Here is a 24,343-nt window from a genome sequence, read left to right as displayed (position 1 = left end):
GTGACCGAGAACAACCTGCGCCCCGACGCCACCGAGGAGCTTCGCAGCCTCCTCGCCGAGCGGATCCTCGTGCTCGACGGGGCGATGGGCACCATGATCCAGCGCGCCGGGCTGGCGGAGCAGGACTTCCGCGGCGAGCGCTTCGCCGACTGGCCGAGCGACCTGCGCGGCAACAACGATCTCCTCGTCCTGACCGCGCCCGACGTCATCGCCGGGATCCACCGCGAGTACCTCGCAGCCGGCGCCGACCTGCTCGAGACGAACACCTTCAACGCCAACGCGATCAGCCTGCGCGACTACGACATGGTCGACCTCGCCTACGAGATGAACGTCGCCGCAGCGCGGATCGCCCGCGCCGAGTGCGACGCGATGACCGAGCGGACCCCCGACCGGCCGCGCTACGTCGCGGGTGCCCTGGGCCCGACCAACAGCACCGCCTCGATCTCGCCCGACGTTGACGACCCCGGCGCGCGCAACATCACTTACGACCAGCTCGTCGCCGCCTACCTGGAGCAGGCGCGCGGCCTCGTCGACGGCGGTGCCGACCTGCTGCTCATCGAGACGATCTTCGACACCCTGAACGCCAAGGCAGCGATCTTCGCCTGCGAGACGCTGTTCGAGGAGTATGCGCGGCGCTGGCCGGTCATCATCTCCGGCACCATCACGGACGCCTCCGGCCGAACCCTGTCGGGGCAGGTCACCGAGGCGTTCTACAACTCGATCCGCCACTCGCGGCCGATCGCCGTCGGTCTCAACTGCGCTCTCGGCGCCGACGAGATCCGGCCCTACCTCGCCGAGATCGCCCGTATCGCCGACTGTTTCGTGTCCTGCTACCCCAACGCGGGGCTGCCCAACGCGTTCGGCGAGTACGACGAGGCGCCCGAGCAGATGTCCGCGATCATGGAGGAGTTCGCCGACAGCGGCCTGGTCAACATCATCGGCGGCTGCTGCGGTACGACGCCGGACCACATCGCCATGTTCAGCAAGGCGGTCGACGGCAAGACCCCGCACGTGCCCGCCGACCTCGCGCCCGCGCTCCGCCTCTCGGGCCTGGAACCGCTGAACATCACCGAGGACTCGCTGTTCGTCAACGTCGGCGAGCGGACGAACATCACCGGCAGCGCCCGGTTCCGGCGGCTCATCAAGGAAGGCGACTACCCCACCGCCCTCAACGTCGCCCGCCAACAGGTCGAAGCCGGCGCGCAGGTCATCGACATCAACATGGACGAGGGGATGATCGACGGCGTCGAGGCGATGGACCGCTTCGTCAAGCTCATCGCCAGCGAGCCCGACATCTCCCGGGTGCCGCTGATGATCGACTCCAGCAAGTGGTCGGTCATCGAGGCCGGCCTCAAGTGCGTTCAGGGCAAGCCGATCGTCAACTCGATCTCGATGAAGGAGGGCGTCGAGGCCTTCGTCGAGCACGCGCGGCTGTGCCGCAAGTACGGCGCGGCGATCGTCGTGATGGCCTTCGACGAGGAGGGTCAGGCCGACAGCCTGGCCCGCCGACAGGTCATCTCGCGTCGCGCATACGACATCCTCGTCCACGAGGTCGGCTTCCCCGCCGAGGACGTCATCATCGACCCGAACATCTTCGCGGTCGCCACCGGCATCGAGGAGCACGCCGCCTACGGCACCGACTTCATCGAGGCGACCCGGTGGATCAAGGAGAACCTGCCGCACGCGCTCGTCTCCGGCGGCGTCTCCAACGTCAGCTTCTCGTTCCGCGGCAACAACGCGGTCCGCGAGGCGATCCACGCCGTGTTCCTCTACCACGCGATCCAGGCCGGCATGGACATGGGCATCGTCAACGCCGGTGCCCTGGTGGTCTACGACCAGCTCGACCCTGATCTGCGCGAGCGCATCGAGGACGTGATCCTCAACCGCCGCAGCGACTCCACCGAACGGCTGCTCGAGATCGCCGAGCGGTTCAACACGGCGGCCGAGGAGGCCGACCCCAACGCCGGCAAGGAGTGGCGCACGCTGCCGGTCGGCGAGCGGATCACCCACGCGCTGGTCAAGGGCATCGACGAGTTCGCCGAGACCGACACCGAGGAGCTGCGCCAGGAGATCGTCGCCCGCGGCGGTCGCACCATCGAGGTCATCGAGGGCCCGCTGATGGACGGGATGAACGTCGTCGGCGACCTGTTCGGCTCCGGGAAGATGTTCCTGCCGCAGGTGGTCAAGAGCGCCCGGGTGATGAAGAAGGCCGTCGCCTACCTCATCCCGTTCATCGAGGCGGAGAAGCAGCAACAGGAGAGGGACGGCGGTCCTGCGACATCCAGCGCCAAGGGCAAGATCGTCATGGCCACCGTCAAGGGCGACGTTCACGACATCGGCAAGAACATCGTCGGCGTCGTGCTGCAGTGCAACAACTACGACGTCGTCGACCTGGGGGTCATGGTCCCGCCACAGAAGATCCTCGACGCCGCGAGAAGCGAGCGGGCCGACGTGATCGGGCTCTCCGGCCTCATCACGCCGTCGCTCGACGAGATGGTGACGATGGCATCGGAGATGGAGCGCCAAGGCTTCGAGATCCCGCTCCTCATCGGCGGCGCCACGACGTCACGGGCGCACACGGCCGTCAAGGTCGACGAGAAGTACCACGGCCCCGTCGTCTGGGTGAAGGACGCCTCGCGGTCCGTCCCCGTCGTCTCCCAGCTGCTCTCCGACGACCAGCGCCCGAAGCTGATGGCCACGGTCAAGACCGACTACGACGCGCTGCGCGCCCGGCACGCGGCCAAGAGCACCGACCGGCCGCTGGTCCCGCTGGCCACCGCACGGGCCAACGCCACCCCGGTGGACTGGGCGGCATACCGTCCGCCGATCCCCCACGTCATCGCGCAGCAGGAGAAGGAGCTGCTCCAGCGACAGTCCGGGGTGCGGCGCCACGAGATCACCCAGTTCGTCCGCACCTGGCACGACTACTCGCTGGCCGAGCTGCGCGAGTACATCGACTGGGGCCCGTTCTTCAACGCCTGGGAGATGAAGGGTCGGTTCCCCGACATCCTCAACAACCCGGCGTCGGGCGAGGCGGCCACGCGGCTCTACCAGGACGCGCAGCGGATGCTCGACCGGCTGACCGACGAGAAGTGGCTGCGCGCCGACGGCGTCCTGGGCCTGTTCCCCGCCAACTCGGTCGGTGACGACATCGAGGTCTACACCGACGAGACCCGCGAGTCCCTGGCGGTGACGCTTCGCACCCTGCGCCAGCAGGGGAAGCACCGCGACGGCGTGCCGAACCGGGCGCTCTCCGACTTCGTCGCGCCGACGTCGACCGGGCTGCGCGACCACGTCGGAGCGTTCGCCGTCACGGCCGGCCTCGGTGTCCCGGAGAAGGTGGCCGAGTTCAAGGCGGCGGTCGACGACTACAACGCGATCCTCCTCGAGTCCCTCGCCGACCGGCTGGCCGAGGCCTTCGCCGAGCGGCTCCACGAGCGGGTCCGCCGCGACATCTGGGGGTATGCGCCGGACGAGCACCTCTCGAGCGAGGAGGTCCTCGCCGAGCGCTACGTCGGGATCCGGCCGGCGCCCGGGTACCCCGCCTGCCCGGACCACACCGAGAAGGAGACCCTCTGGTCACTGCTCGACGTCGAGCGCCGGGTCGGGATCCGCCTCACCGAGTCGATGGCCATGTGGCCCGGCGCGGCGGTCAGCGGCTGGTACTTCTCGCACCCGCAGTCCCAGTACTTCGTCGTCGGGCGGCTCGGCCAGGACCAGGTCGAGGAGTATGCGACACGCAAGGGCTGGTCCATGGCAGAGGCCGAGCGGTGGCTGGGTCCGAACCTGGGGTACCAGCCGGAGGACTGAACGGTCCGCGCAGGTGCGCAGAACCTGGGGGTCGGCCGGTCACGCCGCTGTGGGGCGGGTGCGGCGGCTGTCCGGCCCGGCGGCGAGAATCGACGAGTGAGCTGGCGCGACGCATACCGACGGGTCGTCGCCGGCGTGCGCCGGGCCACCGGGCGCGCCTCCACGGGGCGCGCCTCCGACCCGCAGTCGGACATACGTTCTACAGTCCCTGGCATGAGCACCGCCGTCCAGACCGCGCCGCCGCGCCGACGTGAGCCGCTGCCGCAGCGCACGGCCGCGCTGTCGCCGAGCCGCGCGGCGGACTTCATGGCGTGCCCGCTGCTCTACCGGTTCCGGGTCATCGACCGGCTCCCCAGCCTGCCCAGCCCGGCCGCCGCCCGAGGGACCCTCGTGCACGCCGTGCTGGAGCGCCTCTTCGACCTGCCCGCCGAGGACCGCACCCCCGAGCGCGCGGTCGAGCTGCTCGCGCGGGAGTGGGAGCGGCTCGTCGAGGAGGAGCCCGAGCTCGCCACGCTGATCTCCGACGACGGACTCGACGCACCCGACCGGCAGTCCTGGTTCGCCGATGCGGCCAAGCTGGTCGACACCTGGTTCACCCTCGAGGACCCCACTCGCCTCGAGCCGGCCGAGCGCGAGCTCTACGTCGAGGCCGACGTGGGCGGGCTGACCCTCCGGGGCTACGTGGACCGGCTCGATGTCGCCCCGAACGGCGCGATGCGGGTCGTCGACTACAAGACCGGCCGCTCGCCCTCGGAGTACTTCGAGGCCAAGGCGCTGTTCCAGATGCGGTTCTACGCGCTGGTGCTGTGGCGGATGCGCGGGGTCGTCCCGACCATGCTCCAGCTGGTCTACCTCGGCAACCGCGAGCTGCTGCGCTACTCCCCCGACGAGGCCGACCTGCTTGCGACCGAGCGGAAGGTCAAGGCGCTGTGGACGGCGATCGAGCGGGCCGCGACCACCGGCGACTGGCGCCCTTCACCGTCGAAGCTGTGTGACTGGTGCGACCACCGGGCCATCTGTCCCGCGTGGGGCGGCACACCGCCACCGCTGCCGGAGCGAGCCTCCCTGCTCGCCGTCGACCCCGAGGAGACCGGCCGCGTCGACCCGGCCGACGAGTGACGCTGAGCCGGTCGCGTCCCCCAGACCGTCTTAATGTCAGGACAAACGGTTGACACGGGTCGGAGGCTCCCCCACCCTTGCCACCATGACCGTCACCGGTGACGCCCGCGTGCGAACGATCCGCCTCCCCGTTCTGGACCGCGTGGCCGGTGCCCCGATCTCGTGGGGGGTCTGCGAGGTGCCCGGCTGGGGCTGGCAGTACGACCCGGCCACCGTGCTGACCCAGATGCGGGAGGTGGGGCTCCGCGCCACCGAGTTCGGTCCGGAGGACTTCCTCCCCGAGGCGCCGGAGGCCAAGGCGGCCGTACTCGGGCGCCACGGGCTCGCCGCCGTCGGCCAGTTCGTCCCGGTCGTCCTGCACGACCCCGACCACGACCCGCTCCCCGAGGTCCACCTGGCCATGGACGGGCTGGTCGCCGCGCACGCCACCACGCTGGTGCTTGCGGCGGCGACGGGATCCGAGGGGTACGACGCCCGCCCGGTGCTGGACGCCAAGGGCTGGACCACCCTCCTCGGCAATCTCGACCGGCTCGACGTGGCCGCCTCCGCACGTGGCCTGGAGGCGACCCTGCACCCCCACGTCGGCACCATGGTCGAGTCCGGTGAGGAGACCGAACGGGTGCTGCGCGGCAGTGGGATCGGCCTGTGCCTCGACACCGGGCACCTGCTGATCGGCGGCGGCGACCCGGTCGCCGTCGCGCAGCAGAGTCCGGACCGGGTGGCCCACGTCCACCTCAAGGACGTGGCGGCCGACGTGGCCGCCCGTGTCCGCCACGAGGGACTGAGCTACACCGACGGCGTCCGGGCCGGCATGTACCGCCCGCTCGGCGCGGGAGACGTGGACGTCGCGGCCATCGTCACCTCGCTCGAGAACGCCGGGTATGCGGGGTGGTACGTCCTCGAGCAGGACACGATCCTCGACGCGGAGCCGACCGAGGGCGGCGCCACCCGACCGCCGGTGGAGGACGTCCGGGTCAGCCTGGACCACCTCCGCGACGTCGCCGCCGGTCTCGACCCGAGGGACTGACCGGCTCCGTCGCCTACCCGCGCTGCGGTGTGCGTGCGGGACTAGCGGGCGGGGCGCCGGGTGGCGGAGACCGCCAGGAGCAGGTCGGCCGGCCCGACGCCGCGCAACGAGGGCAGCTGGACCGCACCGGCCATCCTTGGCACCGGGACGACGTGCGGGACGGCGATGGTCGGCACGCCCGCTGCCACGGCGGAGGCCACACCGGCCGGCGAGTCCTCGATGGCGACGCAGTCCGAGGCCTCGACCCCGAGGAGCCGCGCCGCGGTGAGGTAGGGCTCGGGGTGCGGCTTGCCGTGGCCGACCGCGTCCCCCGTGACGACGACGTCGAACACGTCGGGCGGGACCAGCGAGACCACGAGGTCGGTGAGCGGGCGCCAGGACATCGTCACCAGCGCGTTCGGGACGCCGGCGTCATGCAGGGCCGTGAGCAGCTCGAGCGCCCCGGGACGCCACGGCACCGAGGCGCGGACGCGGTCCATGACGCCGTACATGAGCGTGTCGACCACCTCGTTGACGTCGGCCTCGACCGGCGAGTGGTCGATGATGTACTGCGCCGACACCTCGAGCGGGTTGCCGACCAGTGCGTGCGCGTGGGCGTCGGTCCACGTGCCGCCGAACGACTCGACGAGCGCATGCTCCTCGGCGATCCAGTAGGGCTCGCTGTCGATGAGCGTGCCGTCCATGTCCCAGAGCACTGCGGCGGGCAGCTGTGCCCGGATCGCCGGTTCAGTGGTCGAGGTCACGACCGCAGAGTCTAGGCGCGGCGGAAACCGTCACGGGCCGTGGCTCGAGAGCGGGAGCATAAGGTGGAGATGCGCCGATGCGGCGACCCCCCGTGCGACAGATCACCGATGGAGGCTCCTTGCTCGAGTTCGAGGACGTGCCGACGCTGCGCGACCCGATGCTCATCGCCGCGTTCGAGGGATGGAACGACGCCGGCGAGGCGGCCTCGTCCGCGGTCGAACACCTCGCGGCGGTCTGGGACGCCGAGGCCATTGCGGCTCTCGACCCGGAGGAGTACTACGACTTCCAGGTCAACCGCCCGAAGGTGATGCGCGACGACGGTCAACGGCGAATCGTGTGGCCCACCACCCGGATCCTGGTCGCGCGCGACACCGGGTTCGGCTCGCGCGACGTCGTCCTCGTGGAGGGCATCGAGCCGTCGACCCGGTGGCGGGCGTTCACCATCGAGCTGCTCGAGTATGCGGAGCGGCTCGGCGTCTCGACCTTCGTGACCCTCGGCGCGCTGCTCGCCGACGTCCCGCATACCCGCCCGATCCCCGTCACTGCGACCTCCGACGACGAGGACGTCCTCCACCGGCTCGACCTCGAGTCGAGCGGATACGAGGGCCCGACCGGCATCGTCGGCGTCATCTCGGACGCCGCTCATCGAGCCGGGTTGCCGTCGCTCAGCTGCTGGGCGGCCGTTCCCCACTACGCCGGGAGCTCGCCGTCGCCCAAGGCCACCCTCGGCCTGCTCGGCAAGCTCGAGTCCCTGTTCAACGTGACGATCCCGCTCGGCGACCTGCCGGAGTCGGCCCGCGCGTGGGAGCGAGGCGTGAACGAGCTCGCGGAGTCCGACGACGAGGTGGCCGAGTACGTCCAGTCCCTCGAGGAGACCACCGACACGGCCGACCTGCCCGAGGCGAGCGGCGACGCGATCGCCCGCGAGTTCGAGCGCTACCTGCGCCGTCGCGGCGACGAGGGCATCCCGCCGGCCTGAGCCGTCACGCGAGGGATCGGCGCGGCGACCTCGTGGGTGACTAGACCCGGACGCCGAGCAGGGCGTCGCAGGTACGTCCCACGATGCCCGGGGCGCCCTCGACGGACCCACCATCGGACAGGGATCGGGCGACCCAGGCGTCGATGGCGGCGAGTGCGCCGGGGGTGTCGAGGTCGTCGGCGAGGCGGGCTCGCACCTCGGCCACCGTGGCGCCGGCGTCGGGACCACCGTTGGTCGACATCCCTGTCCGCCAGGCCGCCAGCCGGCCCTCGGCCTGCGCGAGCACGTCGTCGGTCCACTCCCACGGCGTGCGGTAGTGGTGCGCGAGGAGCGCCAGCCGGATCGCCATCGGCTCGACCCCGCGTTCGCGCAGCGCGGAGACGAGGACGAGGTTGCCCTTGGACTTGCTCATCTTCTCGCCGTCGTACCCCACCATCGCCTGGTGCACGAAGGTCCGGGCGAACGGCTCGGCTCCGGACAGCGCCTCACCATGGCCGGCGCTCATCTCGTGGTGCGGGAAGATCAGGTCGGTGCCGCCGCCCTGCAGGTCGAACGGGACGCCGAGGTGCTGCTGGGCGATGGTCGCGCACTCGATGTGCCAGCCCGGCCGCCCGTCGCCGAGGCCGCCGCCGGGCCACGACGGTTCGCCGTCCCGGCGGGCGCGCCACAGCAGGGGGTCGAGGACGTCGCGTTTGCCCTCGCGGTCGGGGTCGCCGCCCCGTTCGGCGAACAGGGCGAGCATCTCGTCGTGACTGAGGTGCGAGACCTCGCCGAAGTGCGGCTGCTCCGTCGCGTCGAAGTAGACGTCCTGCCCGCCCTCGGGGGCGTCCAGCCGGTATGCGGTGCCGTTCGCCTCGAGCTCCTCGACCGCCTTGACGATCAACGGGATCGACTCCACCGCGCCGATGAAGTGGTCCGGGGCGATGACCTGAAGGGCGGTCATGTCCTCGGCGAACAGCGCCGTCTCCTCCCGGGCCAGGTCGGCCCAGTCCTTGCCGTCTCGGGCGGCGCGTTCGAGGAGGGGGTCGTCGATGTCGGTGACGTTCTGCACGTAGACCACGTCGTGGCCGGCGTCCCGCAACGTGCGACCGACGAGGTCGAACGTGACGTAGGTGGCGGCGTGGCCGATGTGGGTCGCGTCGTAGGGCGTGATGCCGCAGACGTACATCGTCGCCGGGCCCTCGGGCGCGACCTCGTGCGGCTCACCGCTGGCCGTGTCGTGGATCCGGAGAGGGCCGCCGGTTCCCGGTACCGCGGGCAGGAACGGCGAGGGCCACGAGATCACGGCGTGAGCCTAGACGAGCCCCCGCGCCCGCCCCGTCCAGCCCCGACCATCCCGAACGCCCGCGTGCCGGCTATCGCGCAGGTGATGATCTGTTTTCGACAGATCCGACATCGGGCGCGATACGCCATCACGTGCGGAGTGGTCGACGCGGGTCAGGGAGGGCGCCGAGTACAGCGCTGCGGGGGCGGCGGCCCGGGTCAGATCGCAGGCCAGGGGATGGCGGGCCAGCCGCCGCTCGGACGTGGGTGCCGCCGCGACCGGAGCAGCTTCGTCGTGCGCCGCACGAGAGCGCGAACGTCGTCGCGCGGTAGCAGGCGGGCGAGGTCGGTGCTCAGCCTCGACCCGGGGTCGTCCAACAACCCCTGGAGCCGCTCCAGCCGCACCACGTCGACGTCGCGCAGCGGTTCACCCGCCCAGCCCCACAGCACGGTCCGCAGCTTCGGGTCGGCACTGAGCGTCACCCCGTGGTCGAAACCCCAGAGGGCGCCGACGCGGTCGCGCTGGAGGTGCGACCCCTTGCGGTCGCCGTTGTTGACCACCGCGTCGAGGACCGCGACGTCGCGGACGTCGTCACGGTTCTCGTGGATGACGCTCACGGCCCGGCCGCCGCTGATCTCGCCGTCGATCACCGACAGCCACCCGTCGGGTACCGACCGAGGCGAGCAGATGTCCACCGGCCGGCCGTTCGTCGAGGGCGCGAACGGGTCGCCGATCCACAGCTGCACCGACCCCTGCCCCAACGCTCCGTCCCGGAGCACGGTCGGCGGCACGACGTCCCAGCCCGCGGCCCGCGACACGGCGAAGGTCGCGACCTCGCGGCCGGCCAGCGTCCCGTCCGGGAAGTCCCACAGCGGCCGTTCGCCGCGTACCGGCTTGTAGATCACGTGGACCGGCGCGCCGGTGGCCGCAGCCGCCTGGTTGACGGCGTCCCCCCGCACCTCGCACAGCAGGGCGATGTTCGAGGAGTCGGTGATCTGACCGACCACCTCGAGGTCGCCGTGGGTCAGCGCCTCGACCACCTGCTCGACCTCCACGGCCGACCGTGGGCCGTCCATCGGTCAGCGCTTGTAGCCGTTGGACCGCGGACAGATGTGACCGGTCGGGTCCAGCGGTCCGCCGCAGAACGGGCACGGTGGCCGGCCGGAGGACACAAGGGCGCGGGCGCGCCGGACGAACGAGCGCGCCTGAAGCGGGCTCAGCACAACGCGGACCGACTGCCGCGACGCCATCGACTCGAGGAACTCCTCGGGTACGTCGGTGGCCTCCTCATCGTCGTCTCCGGCCTCCGGGATATCGGCGTCGAACGCCTCGATGACGACGACCGCGCGAGTGGGGTCCCAGGCCAACGACAGCGTCGCGACCCGGAACTCATCCTCGATGGGCGTCGCCAGGGGGTCGTTGTCCTCGGGACTGGCCGTTGCCGCATCGTCGGCGAACTGGTCGAGGACGTCGTTTACCCGGTCGGCCAGGATCTGGACCTGTTCCTTCTCGCACGACATGGACACCAGCCGCCGCCCGCTCAGGGCCTGGAGGAAGAACGTCCGCTGTCCCGGCGGTCCGACGGTGCCGACCACGAACCGTTCCGGAGGGTCGAAGTCGTGCACGGGCATACGAACAACCTAACCCGCCCCGCCGCCGACCGCGGCGTCGCCCGCGTCCACCTCCGTCGGGCCGGGCTCGTCCGGCGTCGCCTCCTCGTCGGGCTTGGGGGGTGGCCGCTTGAGCCCGCCCAGGTCGCCGCCGTTGTCGTTGCTGCGCAGCAGGAAGGGGCGTCGCGCGGTGTAGCGGACCACGGACACCGAGGCGGGGTCCACCTGGATCCGCTGGAACTGGTCGAGGTGTGCCCCCGCCGCGTCGGCCAGGATCGCCTTGATGACGTCCCCGTGCGACACCGCGACCCACACCGCGTCAGCCCCATGGGCTTTCTCGACCTCGGCGTCCAGGCTCCGCATGGCGTCCAGCGCTCGGGACTGCATCTGCGCCATCGACTCCCCCGGGAACTCGTCCCCGTCCGGGAAGCGCACCGCGGACGGCTGGTCCTGGACGGTCCGCCAGAGGTCCTCCTTGGCCAGCTCCGAGAGCTTGCGCCCGGTCCACGACCCGTAGCGCGCCTCCCCGAGCCGGTCGTCCGCCTCGACCGGTATGCCGTCGGCCGCCTTCGCGACGACGATCGCCGCGGTCTCCTGGCACCGCTGCAACGGGGAGGAGACCACTCTGGAGACCGGGACTCCCGCGCTCGCGATCCGGTCACCGAGGGCCTCGACCTGGGCCCGGCCGTGGTCGTCGAGGCCGATGCCGGGGGTCCAGCCGGCCAGCACTCCGGACGAGTTCGCCGCCGTCCGCCCATGGCGAACGAGCAGGACGGTGGGCACGGGGTCACTCTAGGTGGTGGAGTAGGCGCATGATCGTCGACCAGGCCATCTACCGGGGTGGCCGCCGGCTCGTCTGCCAGGACCTCAGCCACGAGCTGGAGCAGCTACGCGACGAGGGCAACGGCTTCCTCTGGATCGGCCTCAAGGACCCCACCGACGCGGAGTTCGCCCTCGTCAACGAAGAGCTGCAGCTGCACCCGCTCGCCGTCGAGGACGCGGTCAGGGGGGACCAACGGGCCAAGATCGAGCACTACGAAGACAGCCTGCTGGTCGTCCTCAAGACGCTGCGCTACGTCGAGGACACCTCGGACGTGGAGACCGGCGAGGTCATGGTGTTCCTCGGCGACCGGTTCGTGGTGACGGTGCGACGGGGTGACGCGAACCCGCTCGCCGGGGTGCGGGCGCGTCTGGAGCAGAACGCCGAGCACCTCAGCCTCGGTCCGGCGGCGGTCCTCCACGCCGTGATGGACTCGGTGGTCGACAACTACATCCTCGTCGACACCGAGATCCACGAGGACCTGGAGCACATCGAGCAACAGGTGTTCAGCGGCACCCGCGACATCGACGCGACCTCGATCTACCGCCTCAAGCGCGAGGTGCTGGAGATCCGCCGCGCGTCCCAGCCGCTGGCCGAGGCGATGGAGCGGCTCTTCGTCCAGCCGCACCGGGCGATCGTCGACCGCGACGGCAGCGAGGTGCTGGCGTTCTTCCGCGACGTCCGGGACCACCTCCTCAAGGTCAATGACCACGTCGAGTCCTACGATCGGCTGCTCTCGGACATCCTCGGCGCCTACCTCGCGCAGATCAGCGTCGCCCAGAACAACGACATGCGGAAGATCTCGGCGTGGGTCGCCATCGCCGCCGTACCGACCATGGTGGCCGGGATCTACGGCATGAACTTCCGCTACATCCCCGAGCTCGAGGCCTCGATCACGATCGGCGACTCGGAGGTCTACTACGGCTACTTCGTCGTGCTGGCGGCGATGATCGCGGTCTGCGTCGGCCTGTTCCGCGCGTTCAAGCGGTCCGGCTGGCTCTGAGCACCGTCTGCGGCCCGACCGCCACGACCGCTGCTCCGATATGTCCGCCGGGTGGTGAGCCGGAGCCCGGACCTGGGCCCTGAGCTGGGCCCTGAGCTGGACCAGGAACCGTGAGGTCAGGTCGCGGTGATGAGGCCCGTCGCGAGGGTCACGATGAGCACGGACCCTAGGGCGATGCGGTACCAGACGAACGGCATCAGGGTGTTCGTCGCGACGAACCGCAGCAGCCAGGCGATCGACGCGAACGCGACGACGAAGGCGACCACGATCCCGAGCCCCATCTGACCCACGCCGAGGTTCGACAGGTCGGTCGTCGCCCCCTCGTACAGCCCGGCAGCCGTCAACGCCGGGATCGACAGGAAGAACGACAGCCGCGTCGCGGTCACACGGTCGATCCCGCGGAACAGTCCGGCCGAGATCGTGGCACCGGAGCGGCTCACACCGGGAATGAGCGCGAAGCACTGGACCAGACCGATGACCAACCCGTCGCGGACGCTCACCGTGCCTTCGCCACGTTCCCCGCTCTCGCGCAGCAGCTTGGCGTGCCGCATCTCGGCGAGCCACATCACGCCGCTCCAGAGGATCAGGGCAACGGCGATGACCCACAGGCTGCGCAGCGGTCCCTCGATGACCTTCTTGAGCGCGAACCCGACCACCGCGACGGGGATCGACCCCACGATCACGGCCCAGGCCAGTGCGTAGTCGTGGTGGCGGCGCGCCTCGGCGCCGACGAGGCCCCGTCCCCAGGCGACGACCAGCCGGAGGATGTCACGGAAGAAGTACACAAGGGTGGCGGCGATCGCACCGAGCTGGATGATGGCGGTGTACGCCGTGACCTCCGGGGCATCGACCTGCAGCCCCATCAGCTTCTCCGCGATGGTCAGGTGCGCGGTGGACGAGACGGGCAGGAACTCGGTCAGCCCCTCCACCACGCCGAGGACGACGGACTGGACGTAGCTGAGGTCGGACACGGGGCGCAACCGTAGCCGACGCCGGTTGAGCGTTTGCTGAGAACCGCCGCGGGAACTCGACTAGCCGACCAGCTCGGTCATCATCCGGATCATCTGGAGCTGCTGGTCGACGCGCGGAGTGAAGGAGGCCGAGACGGTGAGCGTGGTGACGCCCGCGTCGGCGTAGCGCCCGATCCGCTCGGCGATCCGTTCGCGCGGCCCGATCAGCGAGGTCGCGTCGATGAGCTCGAACGGCACCGCCGCTGCGGCGTCGCGGTGCTTCCCGTCGAGGTACAGGTCCTGGATCCGGGTAGCGGCCTCCTCGAACCCCATCCGGCAGGCCAGCTGGTTGTAGAAGTTCTGGTCGCGCGAGCCCATCCCGCCGATGTAGAGGGCGGCGTAGCCCGCTATCGCACGCGCGGCCCGTTCGACGTCGTCGTCGACGACCACAGGGACGGTCGGCACGACGTCGAAGCCCGTCAGCGGGTCCTCCGCCGAGCCCTTCCCGACCTTGCGCCGACCCACCCGGACCGACTCCAGCAGGTCGCCACTGTGCTCCGGGCTGTAGAAGATGGCCAGCCAACCGTCCGCGATCTCACCGGCCAGCTCGAGGTTCTTCGGCCCGACCGCGGCGAGGTAGATCGGCACCTCCGGACGCACCGGATGGACGGTGAGCTTGAGGGCCTTGCCGGGACCCTCGGGGATCGGGAGCTGCCAGTGCCTGCCTTGGTAAGCAACAGTTTCCCGGCGCAGCGCCATCCGCACGATGTCGACGTACTCGCGGGTGCGGCCGAGCGGAGCGGCGAACGGCACACCGTGCCAGCCCTCACTGACCTGCGGGCCGGACACTCCGAGACCGAGCCGGAACCGACCACCGGAGAGCGTGTCGATGGTCGCCGCGGTCATCGCGGTCATCGCCGGCGTGCGCGCGGGGATCTGCATCACCGCCGCCCCGAGGTCGATCCGCTCCGTCTGCGCGCCGATCCACGCGAGCACGGTCGGCGCATCCGAGCCGTAGGCCTCGGCGACCCACGCCACCGCATACCCGAGCCGGTCGGCCTCGACGGCGGTCGCAAGGTTCTCGACGTCGTTCCCTGCGCCCCAGTATCCGAGGTTGATCCCGAGCTGCATGCGCCGAAGGCTATAGGGCGGGGCGCGACGGCCTGTGCGATGCCAGCGGATAGCGTTCCGGTATGCGCCGCAGGAGGGTGGGGGGCTCCGGGCTCGCCGTGTCTCGCCTCGGTCTGGGGACGATGCTGTGGGGCGGCGCCGCCGACGACGACGTCTGCCGCGAGCTCCTGGTGACCTACCTGGAGGCCGGCGGGACGCTGCTCGACACCGCTCACAGCTACGCCGAGGGCCGCTCCGAGGAGATCGTCGGCGCCCTGCTGCGCGAGGTCGCCCGGCGCGACGAGGTCACCATCTGCACCAAGGCCGGCATCACCCGCACCCCCGAGCACCGCCTCGTCGACACGTCGCGAGGCGGACTGTTGCGCCATCTCGACGACTCGCTCCGCCGCCTCGGCACCGACTACGTCGACCTCTGGCTCGTCCACACGTGGAGCGACACGGCCCCGCTCGAGGAGACCGTCGGCGCCCTGGCGTATGCGGTGACGTCGGGTCGGGCGCGCTACGTCGGGGTGTCGAACTACTCCGGCTGGCAGGCCGCGCGGGCGTACTCGTTGCTGGAGTCCGCCCGCGTTCCGTTGGTGGCCAACCAGATCGAGTACTCCCTGGTCACGCGTGACGCCGAGGACGACCTGGTGCCCGCCGCGGACGCGCTCGGGTTCGGGCTGCTCCCCTACTCGCCACTGGGCGGCGGCGTGCTCACCGGGAAGTACCGGTCCGGCATCCCGACCGGCTCACGGGCGGCGATGCGCCAGTTCGCGAGCTTCGCCTCGGCCCGGCTCGACGACCGGTCGATGTCCGTCGCCGAGGCGGTGTCGACCGCCGCCGGCGGCCTCGGTGTGTCGGCGACCGAGGTCGCGCTCGCCTGGGTACGCGACCGGCCGGCCGTGACCGCGCCGGTCGTCGGCAGCCGGACGGTGGCGCAGCTGCGCACCGCCCTGGCCAGCGAGGACCTCGAGCTCCCGCCGGAGATCGTCGCGGCGCTGGACGAGATCAGCGACTGACGTCGCCGGGCGTCGACTGCGGCTCGAGCTCGCCCTCGAGCTCGTCGCCCTCGATGTCCTCGTCGTCGTCGAGGTCGTCCTCGTCGACGTCGTCGAGGTCGTCGTCGTCTTCGTCGTCGTCGTCGTCGTCGTCGAGGTCGTCCTCGTCGTCCTCGTCGTCTTCGTCGTCCTCGTCGTCGTCCTCGTCGTCGTCCTCGTCGTAGGGGCCATCCAGGGGCGTGGTCACGCCGGTGGCCTCGAACAGGGCCTCGTCGTAGTCGAAGAACGCGTCGGTCAGCTCCTCCGCCGCCGACACGACCGCGGGGTCGTCGGGGTCGCGGCGCGACGTCGCGACCTCGAGGTGACGTTCCAGGGCGGCCACGAGGGAGGTCAGCGCGGCGCGCGGGTCAGCGGTCATGCGACGACCGTATCGGCTGTGAGCAAGAATGGGTGACGATGCCGAACGCACAGATGACCACCCGCCGAACGTCGGGCGTGGAGTACGAGTACCGCGTCCTGACGTTCCCCCGCGAGGTGTCACGAGCCGAGATCCGCCGCGCCCTCGGGGAGCACGCCGAGTACGAGCACTGGGAGCTCGCTCGCACGGTCGTCTACGTCGGCGGCGTCCGCCGGGCCTGGCTACGACGACGCGTCATCCGGGTGCACCGCACCGCCTGACGGTCACCCACTCGCGGTTCGACCAGCGCGAACGCGCGGGTGGTCCGCTCCGGCGGATGACCGGTCGAGGTCAGCTCCCCGGAACGTCCGACCAGTCGAAGCGGAGGTCGAGCAGGATGTCGAGGGCCACCGAGTCTCCGTCCCGGCCCCCCTTGCCCACCTGGAGCGGCGGCGGTGTGGGGGCGAGGGCGACCCGGCGCCACCGGCCGAACCGCTCGGGGGCCACGACGAGCACGTAGTAGCCGCCGTCCGTGCTGACCCCGATCGACCGGTTCTGTTTCAGGTACCAGCCGCTCACGCCGGTGCGGTAGCGGCCCCCACCGCTCCACGGGGATGCGGTCAGCTCCTCGGTGGGCAGCCCCGCCGCGTTGGCCCGCTCGACGAACCGGTCGATGAGCACCTGGGCCTTGACCGACTCCGCCGCCTCCCGGCGTTCCTGGGCCGCGACGTGGTAGTCGGCCTGTGCTGCCCGCTCTGCCCGGCGCTGCTCCTCATCGTCGTCCACGAGTCCACCTTCCCAGGCGAGGCGCACGGCGCGACCGGGGTGCCCTTCCTGTGGCATATTCACGCCGCGTGACGCTCTACGACGCCACGCTGTGGCACGAGCTGTTCGTCGCCTCCGCCGGTGCGGCTGCAGCACTGGCCGGCCTCGTCTTCGTCGCGGTCTCCATCAACGTCGAGCGCATTCCCGCGATGCACGGCGTGCCGGAGCGGGCGCTGCATACCATCCTGCTGTTGGTGGCCGTCGTGGTCATCAGCATCGTCGGCCTCGTCCCGCAGAGCACCCAGCTGCTGGGCATCGAGGTGCTCGTGCTCGCCGTGCTTCTGTGCTTCGCGATCGGGGTCCCCACCCGGGGCGCGTTCGACACGTCGGCAACCGGCTGTGGCTGGCCTCCCGAACCGTTGCCGTCCTGCCCGGCAGCGTGGTCTACCTCGTCGGTGGCGTCAGCCTGCTCGCGGAGAGCGGCGGTGGGTTGGCGTGGCTCGTCCTGGGCATCATCGGCGGGATTGTCGGGGCCGTGGTCAACGCGTGGGTCCTCCTCGTCGAGATCCGGCGTTGACGCGCGACTAGAGTCCTTCGGCGATCTCCCGGATGACCGCGAGGCGACGGTCCCACTCCGCACCGATCGCGTCGAGCCGGGCGGCGGTGGCCCGAAGCTGCGACCCGATGACGCGGTACTGCACCTCGCGACCGACGCGAACCGGTTCGACGAGGCCGACCTCGTGGAGCACGCCCAGGTGCTTGGCGATCGCCTGACGGCTGATCGGCAGGCGCTCGGCCAGGGCGGACGCCGACGCGTCGCCGTCACCGAGCGCCGTCAGGACGGACCACCGGGTCTCGTCCCCGAGCGCGGCGAACACCGGGACCAGCGTTGTCGTCGTCATGACCCGGACTCGAGCAGGGCCACCAGCTTGTCCAGCTCGACCTCCCAGCCGCCGCGGTGGCTCGCGAGGTTGGCCGCCGGGTCGGAGGTCGCGTCGAACCCGGACTCGACGACCGTCAGCCGGGTGCCGCCGGAGACCGGTTCGAGGGTAAAGGTGAAGACCGTGGAGTGGTCGACGTCGAGCTCGCCGGGGAGTCGCTCCAGGGCGTCGTCGTTGTTCCAGCGGTAGGTGACCAGGCGAGGCTGGTCCATCGCCTCGACCCGCAGGGGGATGGAGCCCCGCTCGGCGAAGGTCATCGTGCCGCGAGCACCGGCACCCGCACCGTCGAGCTCCGTCTGGCCGAACCACCGGGAGATGTGCTCCGGTTCGGTGACCGCCGCCCACACCTTCTCGACGGGCGCGGCGATCCGGATGGTGCGGCGGACGGTGAGCTCCGCGGCGTCGACGACGGCGGGGTGGTTGCTGGAGATGCCGCTCATGAGGGTTCCTCTCGTCGGGATGGACCAGCGGTGCATGGAGAGCTCGGCCGGAGCCGGCTGGGGCGCCGGGCGATGTGCCCGGTCGCCCAGGCCGCGACGACCGCCATCACGGCGACGGCGGCACCGTTCAGGACGGCCGCGGGGACGCCTCGAGCGTCGATCGCGAGGCCGCCGGCGAACGAGCCGACCGCGATGCCGGCGTTGACGGCGGAGGCGGGAAGCGATGACGCAAGAGGCGCGCCGGCACCGGCGAGGGTGACCGCCTCGTGCCGTATCGAGGGCGCCATGCGGTCGGGCATCCCCACGACGAGCATCTCGGCGCAGCCCATCACGAACGCTCCGGCGAACAGCACGGCCAGCACGAGGTTCGCCCGAGCTGGCGCCTGCTGGCGGGTTCATCGCCTACCTCCTGGTTCAAGTGCAACTGCATAGTTGCAGATAATCGCAGGAGTCGCAACCCTGGAGTTGCACCTGAGAGGGCTTCAGGCCCGGCGGAGGAACTCCCCCAGCACCCTGGTCCCGAAGACCAGCGACTCGATCGGAACGCGCTCGTCGATCCCGTGGAACATCGGCGCGAAGTCGAGGCTCGCGGGCAGCCGGAGCGGGGCGAACCCGTACCCGGTGATGCCGAGCCGGCTGAGGGCCTTGTTGTCGGTCCCCCCGGACAGGCAGTACGGCAGCACCGCGGCCTCCGGGTCCTCGGCCAGCAACGACTGCGTCATCGCCGTGAACAGGTCGCCCGACAGAGGCGAGTCGAGGGCGATGTCGTGATGGTCCACGACGACCTCGACGTGCTCGCCGGCCAGCTCACGGACCGTGGCCATGAGGTCGTCCTCGTGCCCGGGCAGGAACCGGCAGTCCAGCGACGCCGAGGCGGTCTGCGGGACCACGTTCATCTTGTAACCCGCGTCCAGCATCGTGAACGTCGACGTGTCGGACAGCGTCCCGAGGACGAACCCGGCCGCCCCACCGAGGTGGCGCAGTACCGGCGACGGGTCGTCCGGCGCATACGGAGTGCCGGTGAGGTCGCTGAGCCCGTCGAGCAGCGCCCGGACCGAGGCGATGTACTGGCGCGGCCAGGGGTATGCGGCGATCCGGCCGACCGCCTCGGCCAGCCGCACGACGGCGTTGGCATCGTTCGGCACCGACCCGTGCCCGGCTCGCCCGTGGGCGTGCAGCCGGAGCCACGCGATCCCCTTCTCGGCGGTCTGCACGAGGTAGGCGCGGGTGGGCTCCCCCGTCCCGGCGCGAGGCACGGTGACGCTGAAACCGCCGACCTCCGAGACGGCCTCGGTCACCCCCTCGAACCAGTCGGGATGCTCGTCGACGATCCACCGGCTGCCCTGCAGTCCGCCCGCCTCCTCGTCGGCGAAGAACACGAAGGTCGTCGTCCGTGCCGGCTTCTCACCGCTCCGCGCGAGGTGACGCAGGTTGGCGATGATCATCGCGTCCATGTCCTTCATGTCGACGGCCCCGCGCCCCCAGATGCAGCCGTCACGCTCCTCCCCGGAGAACGGGTCGACCTGCCAGTCGGCGGCGTTCGCCGGGACGACGTCGAGATGGCCGTGCACGGCGAGCCCAGGACGCGAGGTGTCCGACCCTTCGACGCGGATCATCACCGACGCACGGCCCGGCTCGCTCTCGACGAGCACGGGGTCCAGACCCACCTCGGTGAGCTGCCCCATGACGTACTCAGCGGCCTTGCGTTCCCCTGGGCCCGACCCGTCGCCGTAGTTGACCGACTCGATCCGGATCAGGTCGGCGCAGATGCGCGCGACGTCGTCTTCGGGAGGGATGGCAGCGTCCTCGAGGTCGTCCATCGCCCCACCCTAAGACCGCTCTGTGCGCGTCGTCCGCCATGATGTCGAGCGTGGACGCCCCGACGCTGCTGACCGGTCGAGTGGTCACCCCGACCGGCGTCGTCGACGACGGGGCGGTCCTCGTCGACGATGACCGGATCTCCTGGGTCGGGCCGCGCCGCGAGCTGAGCGGGCGCCACGGCACGGTCCCGGACGGATGGGCCGAGGGCCGCACGATCCTCCCCGGGCTGGTGGACCTGCACTGCCACGGCGGCGCCGGCGGCGAGTTCGGCCCGGACCCCGACCTCGGTCGGACCGCGGCGGCTCACCACCTCCGCCACGGCACCACCTCGGTGGTTGGGTCGCTGGTCTCGGCGTCCGGCCCGACGCTCCTCGACGGCGTGACCGCGTGCGCCGAGCTCGTCGCCGACGGCACGCTGGCCGGGATTCACCTCGAGGGTCCGTTCCTCTCCGTGGTGCGGTGTGGCGCTCAGGACCCCAGCGCCCTCACCGACCCCGACCCGGCCCTCGTCGAGGCCCTGGCCGAGGCCGGGCACGGCCGCGTGGTCCAGATGACCTTCGCTCCCGAACGCCCCGGTGCGGAGGCGCTGATGACCCAGCTGTCCGCAGTAGGCATCGTCCCGGCGGTCGGGCATACCGACGCCGACGCCGTGACCGCGCGGGCCGCGCTGGACCGGGTGCTCGAGCTCGGGCCTCGGGGCGGACGGCCCCTCGTCACCCACGTCTTCAACGGCATGCCGCCGCTGCACCATCGCTCACCGGGACCGGTAGCGGCGGCGCTCGGGTCCGCCGGCCGCGGAGAGGCGGTCCTCGAGGTGGTCGGCGACGGGGTCCACCTCGCGGCGGAGACGGTGCGGATGCTGTTCGAGACCGTCGGCCCGGGAAGTCTGGCCCTCATCACCGACTCGATGGCCGCGTCGGGGATGCCGCAGGGGCGCTACACCCTCGGCGGCCGCGACGTCGTGGTCGACGGCCGCACCGCGCGCCTGGCCGACGGGGGGTCGATCGCCGGGGGGGTGGCCACCCTCCTCGAGGTCGTGCGCTGGTGCGTCACCGAGGCCGGGATCGCCCTGACCGACGCGGTTACCGCGGCGACCGCCACCCCCGCCTCCGTCATGGGCTGGAGTCAGATCGGTTCGCTCACGGCCGGCCGGCGGGCCGACCTGGTGGTGGTCGACGGCGACCTCGAGCCCGTACGCGTGCTGCGCGGCGGACTCTGGGCCGAGGGGCCGACCGTCGTCTGATCTCGACCCAGGTGCGGCGGCGCGTGGTTCTCCGAGCGCTCAGGCACCACGGTGGCGGAGGGGCGTGGCCGCCCCGTCAGTCCTTGGCCAGCATCCGCAGGACCGCGCGCTCGACGGTCTCGCGGCCCTGGGGCGAGAGGGTCTCGCCGGACAGGATCCGGACGTGGTCGACCTTGCTGAGCCGGCTGAAGAGGCGACCGGCGTTGGCCAGTGTGGTCCCGGAGGCGTGCTTGTCGAGCACCACCGGGTCGACGTAGGACCGACGCGCCACGGCAGGCGTGTTGCCGAGCTGCTCGGAGACGAGGGTGATGACCTCGCGCTCGGTCTTGGCGCTCGCGTTCTTGGACGGGGACGGGTCGTCGTCGCGGAGCGCCTTCTCGGCGAGGGCCGCCGCGGCCGTGACCGTCGCCGCCCAGGTCCGAAGGTCCTTGACGGTGAAGTCGGCGCCGGTGAGCGTCTTGAACGCCTCGTTCACCTCGGCGCCGGTGACCTCGTGCCAGCCGGTGCTGTCGCGGTACTGCAACAACCGCTCCCCCGGTGCGCTGCTGCGCTTCAGCGCCCGGATCGCGACGGCCAGCGGCGGGTCGGTGACACGCGCCTGCCGCTCGACCCCGGACTTCGCCGGGAAGAGGAAGTGCAGGTCGTCGCCCCGGACCGTGACATGGTCGCGGTGGAGCGTGGTCACCCCGTGGGTGCCGTGCTCGTGCTCGTACTCCTCGCCGCCGGTCCGGAACAAGCCGAGGTCGAGCATCCGCAGGGCGACCGCGATCACGCGGTCGCGGGTGAGGCCGGAACGCCGTAGGTCACGGTTGACCGCCTGGCGAAACTCGGGAAGACGGGGCACCAGCTGCTGGACGCGTTCGTGCTTGGCCTTGCCGCGGGTCGCGGTCCATGACGCGTGGTAGAGGTACTGGCGACGTCCGGCGTCGTCCGTCCCCACCGCCTGGATGTGGCCGTTGGGGAACGGGCTGATCCAGACGTCCTTCCACGCCGGCGGGATGACCAGCGCGCTGATGCGCTCGGCGGTGTCCTCGTCGACCGGTCCGCCGTCGTCATCGCGGTAGCTCCACCCACGTCCACGACGCACCCGGCGTAACCCTGGACCACCGAGGTTGCTGCGTCGCAGGCGCACGACGCGACTGTGGCACAGGCCTTGGCGACCTGCGCGTCGAAGGTCCCGCCGCACGGATCGGGCCGAGCAGTTCGAACTTCCGCGATTGAATTCGCCGGAAGCGGGCAGAGTGGTGGTACGGCCGATGGCAAGTGTGGTCCGGGCCAGCGTCGACCGAGCCCCGGTGGCTTCAGCTCGAGAGGCCATCGGGGCGCCCGCGCGCCCCCGTGGACGCCGGCCGAGCCGGGACGAGCCCGTCAGCCGGCGTCGGGCCGCTCGATCAGCCACCACGCTGCATACGGGGTGAGCCAGTAGCTGCCGTCGGCGTCGGGCTCGACCAGCCGCTCCGAGATGGCGTCCCAGGGCTCCGGCAGACCGAGCTCCTGGATCCGCCAGGCCGGGTACGGCCGCGTCTCGGGGGTGATGTTGTAGAGGCAGACCATGGCGCCGATCGGCGCGCGGCGAACGATCGCGAGGACGCCGCCGTCCTCCACCGGCAGCACCTCGCTGCGCACGCTGGCGTGCAGGTGCGGGAGGGACGACCGGACGCCGGCGAGGTGGGCCAGGCCGCTGAACACGCGGCCGGCCACCGTGCGGCGGTCGTGGCGCTGCTCGGCGCGACGCCAGTCCAGCCGCGGCCGGTGGGCCCACCGGTTGTCGGTCTCGTGGCCCTGCTCGGCGGCCCAGTCCGGGTCGTTGGCCATGCCGAGCTCGTCGCCGCTCCAGACGACCGGGATACCACCCCACGCGTACACGATCGCGTGGGTGAGGAAGAAGCGGCCGAGCGCGTCGTCGATCTCGTCGGGCCGTCCGGCCGCGGACAGACCGGTCAGTGCGGCGGTCGTGCCACTGATCCGGCGGTCGCCGGTGGCCGGGTTCTCCTGGAACACCAGGCCGTGCGCGGTCGACCCGGGGAAGAGCCCGGAGTACCAGTCGGAGAGGAACCGGCGGTGGTGGTAGCCACTGAGGCCGACCCCGCTGGTGTCCTCGTCGGTGATGGCCCACCCGATGTCGTCGTGGCAGCGCACGTAGGTGATCCAGGCCGCCGACGACGGAGCGCGCGGCAGCCGTTCGAGCGTATGCGCCGCGAGCCGCGCGTCGGCGGTCGCCAGCATCGACCAGATCTGCACCATGAGGGTGTTGTGGTACGCGAGGTCGCTCACCTTCCCGTGGTGCCGGCCGGCGCCGAGGTACTGGACGAGGTCGTGTGGCGCGACGATGGCCTCGGCCTTGAACGCCAGCGCCGGACACGCGATGCGGGCGACGGTCTTGAGCACCTGCGTGACCGCGTGGACCTCGGGTTCGTTCTGGCAGGTCGTGCCCATCCGCTTCCACAGGAACGCGATCGCGTCGAGTCGAAGCACCTCCACGCCGAGGTTGGCGAGGAACAGGATGATCTCGGCGAACTCGACGAGGACGTCCGGGTTCGACCAGTCGAGGTCCCACTGCCAGGCGTTGAACGTCGTCCACACCCACTGCTGGAGCTCCTCGTCCCAGGAGAAGTTGCCCGGCGCGAAGTCCGGGAACACCTCGGGGAGGGTCCGCTCGTAGGCGTCGGGCTGGGTCCGGTCGGGGTAGACGTGGAAGTAGTCCTGGTAGTGCTTCTCGCCCGCCCGCGCGCGGACCGCCCAGTCGTGCTCGCGCGCGACGTGGTTGAGGACCAGGTCGAGGACGAGGCTCATCCCGTTCTCGCGCAACGTGGTCGCCAGGTCGCGGAGGTCGTCGACCGTCCCCAGGTCGGAACGGACCGCGCGGTAGTCCCGCACCGCATACCCGCCGTCGTTGTCCCCCACCCGCGGCTCGAGCAGCGGCATGAGGTGGAGGTAGGTCACGCCCAGCTCGCGCAGGTACGGGATCTTGTCCTCGACGCCCCTGAGGTTGTCGGCGAACCGCTCGGTGTAGGCGGCGTAGCCCACCATCCCCGGCAGCTGGAGCCAGTCGGGCTGCAGCGAACGCCGGATGTCGAGGACGTGCAGGTCGTGCGGACGCTGGACGAACGCCTCATGGGCCAGGCCGACCAGACGGTCTGCGAGCGGGAGCGCCGCGTCGTGCCCGTACAGCGTCTCCAGGGCCTCGACGAGGTCGCGGCGGCGTCGCTCGACGCGAAGCTCGAAGAGCTCCTCGCGGTCTGCGCTGACGGGCATGCCCCGAATCCAACCGCACCGGCGTCACTCCGTGGAAGGCCGCG

At 71.2% G+C, this 24,343-nt stretch carries 24 protein-coding genes; 9 read left to right on the top strand and 15 right to left on the bottom strand.

Features of this window, described 5'->3' with window-relative positions:
- Nucleotides 1–84 precede the first annotated feature (84 nt).
- The 3 genes from metH to VIG79_RS17935 all read left to right on the top strand — a co-directional run bounded on the left by metH (nt 85) and on the right by VIG79_RS17935 (nt 5,956).
- A complete protein-coding gene (metH, locus tag VIG79_RS17945; protein WP_414672653.1) occupies nt 85–3,810 on the top strand; it encodes a methionine synthase in 3,726 nt (1,241 codons plus the stop codon).
- Nucleotides 3,811–4,023: 213 nt separating this feature from the next.
- Nucleotides 4,024–4,929, top strand: coding sequence for a PD-(D/E)XK nuclease family protein (locus tag VIG79_RS17940; RefSeq protein WP_331888119.1), 906 nt, complete (start codon nt 4,024–4,026; stop codon nt 4,927–4,929).
- Nucleotides 4,930–5,014: 85 nt separating this feature from the next.
- Complete coding sequence (locus VIG79_RS17935) at nt 5,015–5,956, top strand: TIM barrel protein (protein ID WP_331888117.1); 942 nt, start codon at nt 5,015–5,017, stop codon at nt 5,954–5,956.
- Nucleotides 5,957–5,997: 41 nt separating this feature from the next.
- Here VIG79_RS17935 and VIG79_RS17930 read toward each other — a convergent pair whose 3' ends face one another.
- Nucleotides 5,998–6,699: an HAD family hydrolase gene (locus tag VIG79_RS17930; RefSeq protein ID WP_331888115.1), complete on the bottom strand. Its 702-nt coding sequence runs from the start codon at nt 6,697–6,699 to the stop codon at nt 5,998–6,000.
- A 119-nt stretch (nt 6,700–6,818) separates the two neighbouring features.
- On the opposite strand from VIG79_RS17930, the gene VIG79_RS17925 reads away from it, so the two are divergent.
- Nucleotides 6,819–7,679: a PAC2 family protein gene (locus tag VIG79_RS17925; protein ID WP_331888113.1), complete on the top strand. Its 861-nt coding sequence runs from the start codon at nt 6,819–6,821 to the stop codon at nt 7,677–7,679.
- A 40-nt stretch (nt 7,680–7,719) separates the two neighbouring features.
- On the opposite strand, the gene mshC is transcribed toward VIG79_RS17925, so the two are convergent.
- The 4 genes from mshC to VIG79_RS17905 all read right to left on the bottom strand — a co-directional run bounded on the left by mshC (nt 7,720) and on the right by VIG79_RS17905 (nt 11,336).
- Complete coding sequence (mshC, locus tag VIG79_RS17920) at nt 7,720–8,964, bottom strand: cysteine--1-D-myo-inosityl 2-amino-2-deoxy-alpha-D-glucopyranoside ligase (RefSeq protein ID WP_331888111.1); 1,245 nt, start codon at nt 8,962–8,964, stop codon at nt 7,720–7,722.
- A 197-nt stretch (nt 8,965–9,161) separates the two neighbouring features.
- Nucleotides 9,162–10,019 carry an SCO1664 family protein gene (locus VIG79_RS17915; protein WP_331888109.1) on the bottom strand — a complete coding sequence of 286 codons (858 nt, stop codon included), beginning with the start codon at nt 10,017–10,019 and terminating at the stop codon, nt 9,162–9,164.
- 3 nt (nt 10,020–10,022) lie between these two features.
- A complete protein-coding gene (locus VIG79_RS17910) occupies nt 10,023–10,574 on the bottom strand; it encodes a DUF3090 domain-containing protein (RefSeq protein ID WP_331888107.1) in 552 nt (183 codons plus the stop codon).
- A 9-nt stretch (nt 10,575–10,583) separates the two neighbouring features.
- Nucleotides 10,584–11,336 (bottom strand): MSMEG_4193 family putative phosphomutase, encoded by a 753-nt coding sequence (locus VIG79_RS17905; protein ID WP_331888105.1) that lies wholly within the window; start codon nt 11,334–11,336, stop codon nt 10,584–10,586.
- A gap of 29 nt (nt 11,337–11,365) precedes the next feature.
- Between VIG79_RS17905 and corA the strand changes: the two genes are divergently transcribed.
- Complete coding sequence (gene corA, locus VIG79_RS17900) at nt 11,366–12,376, top strand: magnesium/cobalt transporter CorA (RefSeq protein WP_331888103.1); 1,011 nt, start codon at nt 11,366–11,368, stop codon at nt 12,374–12,376.
- A gap of 116 nt (nt 12,377–12,492) precedes the next feature.
- Here corA and VIG79_RS17895 read toward each other — a convergent pair whose 3' ends face one another.
- On the bottom strand, nt 12,493–13,347 hold the full coding sequence (locus VIG79_RS17895; protein ID WP_331888101.1) for an undecaprenyl-diphosphate phosphatase: 855 nt from the start codon (nt 13,345–13,347) through the stop codon (nt 12,493–12,495).
- Between the two features lie 60 nt (nt 13,348–13,407).
- Nucleotides 13,408–14,457 carry an LLM class F420-dependent oxidoreductase gene (locus tag VIG79_RS17890; RefSeq protein WP_331888099.1) on the bottom strand — a complete coding sequence of 350 codons (1,050 nt, stop codon included), beginning with the start codon at nt 14,455–14,457 and terminating at the stop codon, nt 13,408–13,410.
- Between the two features lie 62 nt (nt 14,458–14,519).
- Between VIG79_RS17890 and VIG79_RS17885 the strand changes: the two genes are divergently transcribed.
- Nucleotides 14,520–15,458 (top strand): aldo/keto reductase, encoded by a 939-nt coding sequence (locus VIG79_RS17885; RefSeq protein WP_331888097.1) that lies wholly within the window; start codon nt 14,520–14,522, stop codon nt 15,456–15,458.
- Here the strand turns inward: VIG79_RS17885 and VIG79_RS17880 are convergent.
- A complete protein-coding gene (locus VIG79_RS17880) occupies nt 15,448–15,855 on the bottom strand; it encodes a hypothetical protein (protein ID WP_331888095.1) in 408 nt (135 codons plus the stop codon). The genes VIG79_RS17885 and VIG79_RS17880 overlap by 11 nt on opposite strands.
- Nucleotides 15,856–15,893: 38 nt before the next feature.
- Between VIG79_RS17880 and VIG79_RS17875 the strand changes: the two genes are divergently transcribed.
- On the top strand, nt 15,894–16,115 hold the full coding sequence (locus VIG79_RS17875) for a DUF5703 family protein (RefSeq protein WP_331888093.1): 222 nt from the start codon (nt 15,894–15,896) through the stop codon (nt 16,113–16,115).
- A 70-nt stretch (nt 16,116–16,185) separates the two neighbouring features.
- Here VIG79_RS17875 and VIG79_RS17870 read toward each other — a convergent pair whose 3' ends face one another.
- Nucleotides 16,186–16,620: a hypothetical protein gene (locus tag VIG79_RS17870; RefSeq protein WP_331888091.1), complete on the bottom strand. Its 435-nt coding sequence runs from the start codon at nt 16,618–16,620 to the stop codon at nt 16,186–16,188.
- Nucleotides 16,621–16,942: 322 nt separating this feature from the next.
- On the opposite strand from VIG79_RS17870, the gene VIG79_RS17865 reads away from it, so the two are divergent.
- Nucleotides 16,943–17,176: a hypothetical protein gene (locus VIG79_RS17865; protein ID WP_331888089.1), complete on the top strand. Its 234-nt coding sequence runs from the start codon at nt 16,943–16,945 to the stop codon at nt 17,174–17,176.
- A 7-nt stretch (nt 17,177–17,183) separates the two neighbouring features.
- Here the strand turns inward: VIG79_RS17865 and VIG79_RS17860 are convergent, their stop codons facing one another.
- The 4 genes from VIG79_RS17860 to VIG79_RS17845 form a co-directional block, all read right to left on the bottom strand.
- Nucleotides 17,184–17,501, bottom strand: a complete 318-nt coding sequence (locus tag VIG79_RS17860; RefSeq protein ID WP_331888087.1) for a metalloregulator ArsR/SmtB family transcription factor — start codon at nt 17,499–17,501, stop codon at nt 17,184–17,186.
- The gene (locus VIG79_RS17855; protein WP_331888085.1) at nt 17,498–17,980 is read right to left on the bottom strand and encodes an SRPBCC domain-containing protein; all 483 of its coding nucleotides are present in this window, start codon (nt 17,978–17,980) and stop codon (nt 17,498–17,500) included. The genes VIG79_RS17860 and VIG79_RS17855 overlap by 4 nt, the downstream gene beginning before the upstream one ends.
- Nucleotides 17,977–18,342, bottom strand: coding sequence for a hypothetical protein (locus tag VIG79_RS17850; RefSeq protein WP_331888083.1), 366 nt, complete (start codon nt 18,340–18,342; stop codon nt 17,977–17,979). The genes VIG79_RS17855 and VIG79_RS17850 overlap by 4 nt, the downstream gene beginning before the upstream one ends.
- Nucleotides 18,343–18,462: 120 nt before the next feature.
- Entirely contained in the window at nt 18,463–19,800 is a 1,338-nt protein-coding gene (locus tag VIG79_RS17845) for a M20/M25/M40 family metallo-hydrolase (RefSeq protein WP_331888081.1), read from the bottom strand.
- A gap of 41 nt (nt 19,801–19,841) precedes the next feature.
- Here VIG79_RS17845 and VIG79_RS17840 point away from each other — a divergent pair, with 41 nt between their 5' ends.
- Nucleotides 19,842–21,044 (top strand): N-acetylglucosamine-6-phosphate deacetylase, encoded by a 1,203-nt coding sequence (locus VIG79_RS17840; protein ID WP_331888137.1) that lies wholly within the window; start codon nt 19,842–19,844, stop codon nt 21,042–21,044.
- 76 nt (nt 21,045–21,120) lie between these two features.
- Here VIG79_RS17840 and VIG79_RS17835 read toward each other — a convergent pair whose 3' ends face one another.
- Both VIG79_RS17835 and VIG79_RS17830 read right to left on the bottom strand, forming a co-directional pair.
- Nucleotides 21,121–22,176 carry a DNA topoisomerase IB gene (locus VIG79_RS17835; protein ID WP_331888079.1) on the bottom strand — a complete coding sequence of 352 codons (1,056 nt, stop codon included), beginning with the start codon at nt 22,174–22,176 and terminating at the stop codon, nt 21,121–21,123.
- A 236-nt stretch (nt 22,177–22,412) separates the two neighbouring features.
- Entirely contained in the window at nt 22,413–24,299 is a 1,887-nt protein-coding gene (locus VIG79_RS17830; protein ID WP_331888077.1) for an alpha-amylase family protein, read from the bottom strand.
- Nucleotides 24,300–24,343 lie beyond the last annotated feature (44 nt).

It is taken from the genome of Lapillicoccus sp. (assembly GCF_036559105.1).
Classification (GTDB): Bacteria; Actinomycetota; Actinomycetes; order Actinomycetales; family Dermatophilaceae; genus Lapillicoccus.
This window is presented reverse-complemented; position numbering and strand designations above follow the sequence as displayed.